General features: G+C 62.9%; 8 protein-coding genes. 6 read left to right on the plus strand and 2 right to left on the minus strand.

The features are described 5' to 3' along the window. Positions 1-220 precede the first annotated feature (220 nt). Positions 221-1,519 (plus strand): hypothetical protein, encoded by a 1,299-nt coding sequence (locus tag UW3_RS0118085; protein WP_010224181.1) that lies wholly within the window; start codon positions 221-223, stop codon positions 1,517-1,519. Positions 1,520-1,556: 37 nt separating this feature from the next. Beyond that, entirely contained in the window at positions 1,557-2,315 is a 759-nt protein-coding gene (locus UW3_RS0118090; RefSeq protein WP_420220029.1) for an MlaA family lipoprotein, read from the plus strand. Between the two features lie 6 nt (positions 2,316-2,321). On the opposite strand, the gene UW3_RS0118095 is transcribed toward UW3_RS0118090, so the two are convergent. Together UW3_RS0118095 and UW3_RS0118100 are read right to left on the minus strand one after the other, a co-directional pair. Continuing rightward, positions 2,322-3,482 carry a patatin-like phospholipase family protein gene (locus UW3_RS0118095; RefSeq protein WP_010224184.1) on the minus strand — a complete coding sequence of 387 codons (1,161 nt, stop codon included), beginning with the start codon at positions 3,480-3,482 and terminating at the stop codon, positions 2,322-2,324. Positions 3,483-3,585: 103 nt separating this feature from the next. Continuing rightward, positions 3,586-4,518 carry a lipid A biosynthesis lauroyl acyltransferase gene (locus UW3_RS0118100; protein ID WP_010224185.1) on the minus strand — a complete coding sequence of 311 codons (933 nt, stop codon included), beginning with the start codon at positions 4,516-4,518 and terminating at the stop codon, positions 3,586-3,588. Positions 4,519-4,639: 121 nt separating this feature from the next. Here UW3_RS0118100 and minC point away from each other — a divergent pair, with 121 nt between their 5' ends. The 4 genes from minC to UW3_RS29750 form a co-directional block, all read left to right on the plus strand. Further along, the gene (gene minC, locus UW3_RS0118105) at positions 4,640-5,389 is read left to right on the plus strand and encodes a septum site-determining protein MinC (protein ID WP_010224186.1); all 750 of its coding nucleotides are present in this window, start codon (positions 4,640-4,642) and stop codon (positions 5,387-5,389) included. A gap of 97 nt (positions 5,390-5,486) precedes the next feature. After that, positions 5,487-6,299 (plus strand): septum site-determining protein MinD, encoded by an 813-nt coding sequence (gene minD, locus UW3_RS0118110; RefSeq protein ID WP_010224187.1) that lies wholly within the window; start codon positions 5,487-5,489, stop codon positions 6,297-6,299. Between the two features lie 3 nt (positions 6,300-6,302). Further along, complete coding sequence (gene minE, locus UW3_RS0118115; protein WP_010224188.1) at positions 6,303-6,557, plus strand: cell division topological specificity factor MinE; 255 nt, start codon at positions 6,303-6,305, stop codon at positions 6,555-6,557. Between the two features lie 108 nt (positions 6,558-6,665). Beyond that, positions 6,666-6,993 (plus strand): pseudouridine synthase (locus tag UW3_RS29750; RefSeq protein WP_010224189.1); only part of this gene is annotated, 328 nt, incomplete at its 3' end.

Below are 6,993 nucleotides of genomic sequence, written 5' to 3' on the forward strand. Positions count from 1 at the left end.
ATCGGCGCCCAGCATAATCGTCCGAGGCGTCTATGCAAGGCAAAAGCGCCAGCCTCAACTACTTTGTCCTGTAGATAAGTGGAACCAAATGTTGCGTATCCTCAACGGGCATCGGCAACATCTGGGACGATAAATGCCGGAGCGCCAGGCAACTTTGCCAGGGCCATCATGGTCCTAGCCTGCGTAACGCACTTTGCCGCTGCATTTTTGGGGATCCGTCATGCTTCGTTCTCTGCGCCTCGCTGCCCTGTTGGGCGGCCTTATCTCGAGTGCGTGCGCTTGGGCACAAACCATCGACGCCGCCAGTTACGGCTACCCGTTGACCAACCCGTTCGAGGCGACCATCGCCACGACGCCTCCGGAGCTGCGCCCGGAACTGCCCAGCGACGACGACATCACCCAGTCCGACTACAGCCTGAACCTGCGTCCGGAGCGGGCCTTCACCCTGCCGGACAACTTCTGGCCGGTCAAAAAGCTCAAGTACCGCCTGGCCCGCCAGGACCACGAAGCGCCGCTGATGTTTCTGATCGCCGGCACCGGCGCGCCCTACTCCAGCAGCATCAACGAATACCTGAAGAAGCTCTATTACAAAGCTGGCTATCACGTGGTGCAGCTGTCGTCGCCGACCAGCTTCGACTTCATCACCGCCGCCTCGCGCTATGCCACCCCCGGGGTGACCAAGGAGGATGCCGAAGACCTGTACCGGGTGATGCAGGGCGTGCGCGCCCAGCACCCGCGCCTGCCGGTCAGCGAGTACTACCTCAGCGGTTACAGCCTCGGCGCCCTGGACGCCGCATTCGTCAGCCACCTGGACGAGACCCGGCGCAGCTTCAACTTCAAGCGCGTGCTGCTGTTAAACCCGCCGGTCAACCTCTACACCTCGATCAGCAACCTCGACAAGCTGGTGCAGACCGAGGTCAAGGGGGTCAACAACAGCACGACGTTCTATGAGCTGGTGCTCAACAAGCTGACCCGCTATTTCCAGCAGAAGGGCTACATCGACCTCAACGATGCCCTGCTCTACGACTTCCAGCAGTCACGCCAGCACCTGTCCAATGAGCAGATGGCGATGGTCATCGGGACCTCGTTCCGCTTCTCGGCGGCCGATATCGCCTTTACCTCCGACCTGATCAACCGCCGCGGCCTGATCATCCCGCCCAAGTACCCGATCACCGAAGGCAGCAGCCTCACACCGTTCTTCAAGCGGGCCCTGCAATGCGACTTCGACTGCTACCTGACCGAGCAGGTAATCCCCATGTGGCGCGCCCGCACCGACGGCGGCAGCCTGCTGCAACTGGTCGACCAGGTCAGCCTCTATGCACTCAAGGACTACCTGCAGCAAAGCCCGAAAATCGCCGTGATGCATAACGCCGACGACGTCATCCTTGGCCCTGGCGACCTGGGGTTCCTGCGTAGCGCCTTTGGCGAGCGCTTGACCCTGTACCCTCATGGCGGCCATTGCGGCAACCTCAATTACCGCGTCAACAGCGACGACATGCTGGAGTTCTTCCGTGGTTAAACGCCTATTGATCATTAGCGCGCTGCTGGCCTGTGGCATGGCCGAGGCGGTTGAAGAAACCGCGCCGCGCACCAGCGTCATCGAAGCCAATAACGTCGATAGCGATGGTTTCACCGAGCCGCTCAAGGCACTGAAATTCAACCCGGGCCTGGACCAGCGCGAATTCGAACGCTCGACCCTGGCGGCGCTGACCGTCTACGACCCGCTGGAATCGATGAACCGGCGCATCTATCACTTCAACTACCGCTTCGACCAATGGGTATTTCTGCCGGTGGTCAATGGCTACCGCTACATCACCCCGCATTTCGTGCGCAGTGGCGTAAGCAACTTCTTCAGCAACGTTGGCGATGTGCCGAACCTGTTCAACAGCCTGCTGCAGTTCAAGGGCAAGCGCTCGATGGAAATCACCGCGCGGTTGCTGCTCAACACCACCATCGGCGTCGCCGGCCTGTGGGACCCGGCCAGCAAGATGGGCCTGCCGCACCAGAGCGAGGACTTCGGCCAGACCCTGGGCTTCTACGGTGTGCCAGACGGCCCATACCTGATGGTGCCAATCCTCGGCCCCTCGAACCTGCGCGATACCGGTGGCCTGGTGGTGGACTACAGCGCCGAGAACTGGATCAACTTTCTCAATGTCGCCGAGGTCAGCAGCAACCACCCGGAAGTCTTGGCCTTGCGCGCCATCGACAAGCGCTACACCACCAGTTTCCGTTATGGCCAGCTGAACTCGCCGTTCGAGTACGAGAAGGTGCGCTACGTCTACACCGAAGCGCGCAAGTTGCAGATCGCCGAGTAAGCGGCTTCAGCTGAGCGGCGGCAGACCAAGAAACGCGCACAGTTCGCGGCGCTTGGCCAAGGCGTCGCGGCGCCCGAGTTCGATCAGTTCGCTGCAGTAGCCGGCTTCGAACAGCAGGTAGCTGAGTACCCCCGCCCCGCTGGTTTTGGTCGCCCCCGGACCACGCAGGAACAGGCGCAAGGCGGCAGGCAATTCACGCCGGTGGCGGGCGGCGATCTCATCCAGGGGCTGGCTGGGCGCAACCACCAGTACCTCGACCGGCGCCAGGCCCAAACGCCGGCGCTCCAGGTGTTCCGGCATCAGGTGGCTGAGGTGATTGAGCCGCTGCAGCAACTCGATATCGTCTTCCAGGCTGTCAATGAACGTACTGTTGAGCATGTGCCCGCCAATCTGTGCCAGGCTCGGTTGCTGGCCACTGAAGATGCGCGGTTGCAGGTCGCCTGCCGTGGGCCGCTGCGGGTTGCCGCTGACCCCGACCACCAGCACCCGGCTGGCGCCCAGGTGCAGCGCCGGGCTGATCGGCGCCGACTGGCGCACCGCGCCATCGCCGAAGAACTCCTCGCCAAGCTTGATCGGCGCGAACAGCAACGGGATCGCCGAACTTGCCAGCAGGTGTTCGACGCTCAGGCGGGTCGGCAGGCCGATCCGCCGGTGGCGCAGCCAGGGATCGATAGCACCTCTGCCCTGGTAGAAGGTCACCGCCTGACCGGACTCATAACCGAAGGCGGTTACCGCCACGGCATGCAGGTGCTGTCGCTCGATGGCCTGGTCGATGCCGTTCATGTCCAGGTGCTGGTTGAGCAGCTTGCGCAAGGGGGAGCTGTCGAGCAGCGCCACCGGCACTGGCGTGCCGAGGCCGAGCAGGTTGTGGCAAACGAAACGGCTGGCCTGGCGGATCACTCCGGGCCAGTCGCTGCGCAGCACCTGATGGCTGCGAAAGCCCTGCCAGAAGCTGGTCAGGCGGCGGATGGCGTCGGCAAAGTGGATCGCGCCGCTGGCCAGGGTCACGGCATTGATGGCGCCGGCCGAGGTACCGACGATCACCGGAAAGGGATTGGCCGCACCCGGCGGCAACAGGTCGGCGATGCCGGCCAGCACACCGACCTGGTAGGCGGCGCGGGCGCCGCCGCCGGAGAGGATCAAGCCGGTGATCGGTTTTGCTGCCATGGGTTCCTCCCGCCAATTGTGTCGCCCCTATCGCCGGCAAGGCCGGCTCCCACAGCTTCAGGGCTGGCTCGACCCTGTGGGAGCTGGCTTGCCAGCGATAGCCTCAACGCCGTTTTTCGTAGAGTTTCGGCGCCCCTGGCGGGCGCGACTTGAAGCGCCGATGCGCCCACAGGTACTGCTCCGGGCATTCACGCAGGGCCGCTTCGATCCATTGATTGATGCGCAGGCAATCGACCTCTTCGGTCTCGCCAGGGAAGTCTGCGAGCGGCGGATGGATCACCAGCTTGTAACCGCTGCCATCGGCCAGGCGCTGCTGGGTGAAGGGAATCACCCGCGCCTTGCCCAGCCGGGCAAACTTGGTCGTCGCGGTGACGGTCGCCGCCTCGATGCCGAACAGCGGCACGAACAGGCTCTGCTTGGCGCCGTAGTCCTGGTCCGGTGCGTACCAGATGGCGCGCCCGGCGCGCAGCAGCTTGAGCATGCCGCGCACGTCCTCACGCTCCACCGCCAGCGAATCGAGGTTGTGCCGCTCGCGGCCACGGCGCTGGATGAAATCGAACACCGGGTTGCCGTGTTCGCGGTACATGCCGTCGATGGTGTGCTCCTGGCCCAGTAGTGCAGCGCCGATCTCCAGGGTGGTGAAGTGCAGGGCCATGAGGATGGCACCCTGGCCATCACGTTGGGCGGCCTGCAGGTGCTCAAGCCCCTCGATGTGCGCCAGGCGCGCCAACCGGGCCTTTGGCCACCACCAGCTCATGGCCATTTCGAAGAAGGCGATGCCGGTGGAAGCGAAATTTTCCTTGAGCAGACGCTGCCGTTCGACGGACGGTAGCTCGGGGAAACACAGCTCCAGATTACGCGCCGCAATGTAGCGGCGCTCGCCGGCCACCCGGTACATCAGCGCCCCCAGGGCACGGCCGATCACCAGCAATACACGGTATGGCAGCTGCACGATCAGCCACAGCAGGCCCAGGCCCAGCCACAGCGGCCAGAAGCGCGGGTGCAGAAAGTAACGACGAAAACGCGGGCGATCCATTAAAGATTCCGGAAAGACAAGGGCCGGGCATTCTACAACGGTTCGGCACGGGTTGCGGCCAACCGGTGTTCTCGTTATAAGTCTGGGCACTTTTTCGTAACAAGCCGCCCTAATGCAGACCATGAGCCAAACCCAAACGCCAGACCAAGACCCCGTGTTCCAGCTCAAGGGCAGCATGCTCGCCATTACCGTGCTCGAGCTTGCCCGGAACAACCTCGAAGGCCTCGACCGGCAGTTGGCGGCCAAGGTGGCCCAGGCGCCGAATTTCTTCAGCAACACCCCGCTGGTGCTGGCCCTGGACAAGCTCCCGGCCGGCGAAGGCGCAGTCGACCTGCCCGGGCTGATGCGCGTCTGCCGCCATCACGGCCTGCGCACCCTGGCCATCCGTGCCAGCCGAATCGAAGACATCGCCGCAGCGATCGCCATCGACCTGCCGGTGCTGCCACCGTCCGGCGCCCGTGAGCGGCCGCTGGAGCCAGAGCCGGAAGTGAAGAAGCCCGAGCCGGCCCCGGCCCCGCCGCCACCGCCGGAACCGAGCATCCGCCCGACCAAGATCATCACCACGCCGGTACGCGGCGGCCAGCAGATCTACGCCCAGGGCGGCGACCTGGTGGTGGTGTCGTCGGTCAGCCCGGGGGCGGAACTTCTCGCCGATGGCAACATCCATGTGTACGGTGCAATGCGTGGGCGGGCACTGGCCGGGATCAAGGGCAACACCCGGGCGCGGATCTTCTGCCAGCAGTTGACCGCCGAGATGGTCTCGATCGCCGGGCAATACAAGGTCTCCGAAGACCTGCGCCGCGATCCGCTGTGGGGGGCAGGGGTGCAGGTCAGCCTGTCCGGTGACGTGTTGAACATCACCCGTCTTTAACGGATACTTGCCGCCATTTTCTGCGCAACTTTTTTTGATGTTGCCGTTTTTTGTATTTTTTGGGACTCGACGTCCTTTTCTTTAGGGGTGAAACACCTTGGCCAAGATTCTCGTGGTTACATCCGGCAAGGGTGGTGTGGGTAAGACCACCACCAGCGCCGCTATTGGTACCGGCCTCGCATTGCGCGGCCACAAGACTGTCATTGTCGACTTCGACGTCGGCCTGCGTAACCTCGACCTGATCATGGGCTGCGAACGCCGCGTGGTATACGACTTCGTCAACGTGGTCAACGGCGAAGCCAACCTGCAGCAAGCACTGATCAAGGACAAGCGCCTTGAAAACCTCTACGTGCTGGCCGCAAGCCAGACCCGCGACAAGGACGCGCTGACCCAGGAAGGCGTGGAAAAAGTCCTGATGCAGCTCAAAGAGGACTTCGAATACGTGGTCTGCGACTCGCCGGCCGGTATCGAGAAAGGTGCCCACCTGGCCATGTACTTCGCTGACGAAGCGATCGTCGTGACCAACCCGGAAGTCTCCTCGGTACGTGACTCGGACCGTATGCTGGGCCTGCTGGCGAGCAAATCGCGCCGCGCCGAACGCAACGAAGACCCGATCAGGGAACACCTGCTGATCACCCGCTACCACCCCGAGCGCGTCAGCCAGGGCGAAATGCTCGGCGTCGAAGACGTCAAGGAAATCCTTTCGGTGACCCTGCTGGGCGTGATTCCGGAATCCCAGGCGGTGCTCAAGGCATCCAACCAGGGCGTGCCGGTGATCCTTGACGACCAGAGCGATGCTGGCCAGGCCTATAGCGATACCGTTGACCGCCTGCTGGGCAAAAACGTGGAACATCGGTTCCTTGATGTGAAGAAGAAGGGATTCTTCGAGCGCCTGTTTGGAGGCAACTAACCAATGAACCTTTTTGACTTCTTTCGTGCCAGCAAAAAAGTAAGCACCGCCTCGGTCGCGAAAGAGCGTCTACAGATCATCGTGGCGCACGAGCGCGGTCAGCGCAGTACTCCGGACTACCTGCCAGCCCTGCAGAAGGAACTGGTGGAAGTGATCCGCAAGTACGTCAACATCGGCTCCGATGATGTGCAGGTCGCTCTGGAAAACCAGGGCAGCTGCTCGATCCTGGAACTCAACATCACCCTGCCCGATCGCTGATAGCGTTTTCGAGCACCCTGTGGGAGCGGGCTTGCCCCGCGATAGCGATCTGTCAGTCATATCGCATCGCGGGGCAAGCCCGCTCCCACAACTATTTTGGAACACGCAATGCCGCTGTCCAACGTTCACATCCTGCATGAAGATGACGCCATCCTGGTGGTCAACAAGCCGACCCTGCTGCTGTCCGTGCCGGGCCGGGCCGAAGACAACAAGGATTGCCTGATCACCCGCCTGCAGGAAAACGGCTACCCCGATGCCCTGATCGTCCATCGCCTGGACTGGGAAACCTCGGGGATCATCCTGCTGGCCCGCGACGCCGACAGTCACCGCGAACTGTCCCGCCAATTTCACGACCGTGAAACCGAAAAAGCCTATACCGCCTTGTGCTGGGGCCAACCGGAGCTGGACAGCGGCAGGATCGACCCGCCGCTGCGCT

The organism is Pseudomonas donghuensis, assembly GCF_000259195.1.
GTDB classification, from domain to species: Bacteria; Pseudomonadota; Gammaproteobacteria; order Pseudomonadales; family Pseudomonadaceae; genus Aquipseudomonas; species Aquipseudomonas donghuensis.

Excerpts from the sequence above, each read along its gene's own strand:
- UW3_RS0118090 (WP_420220029.1), top strand. The coding sequence starts at position 1,557 with ATGGCCGAGGCGGTTGAAGAAACCGCGCCGCGCACCAGCGTCATCGAA.
- UW3_RS0118100 (WP_010224185.1), bottom strand. The coding sequence starts at position 4,518 with ATGGATCGCCCGCGTTTTCGTCGTTACTTTCTGCACCCGCGCTTCTGG.
- UW3_RS0118095 (WP_010224184.1), bottom strand. The coding sequence starts at position 3,482 with ATGGCAGCAAAACCGATCACCGGCTTGATCCTCTCCGGCGGCGGCGCC.
- minC (WP_010224186.1), top strand. The coding sequence starts at position 4,640 with ATGAGCCAAACCCAAACGCCAGACCAAGACCCCGTGTTCCAGCTCAAG.
- minE (WP_010224188.1), top strand. The coding sequence starts at position 6,303 with ATGAACCTTTTTGACTTCTTTCGTGCCAGCAAAAAAGTAAGCACCGCC.
- UW3_RS0118085 (WP_010224181.1), top strand. The coding sequence starts at position 221 with ATGCTTCGTTCTCTGCGCCTCGCTGCCCTGTTGGGCGGCCTTATCTCG.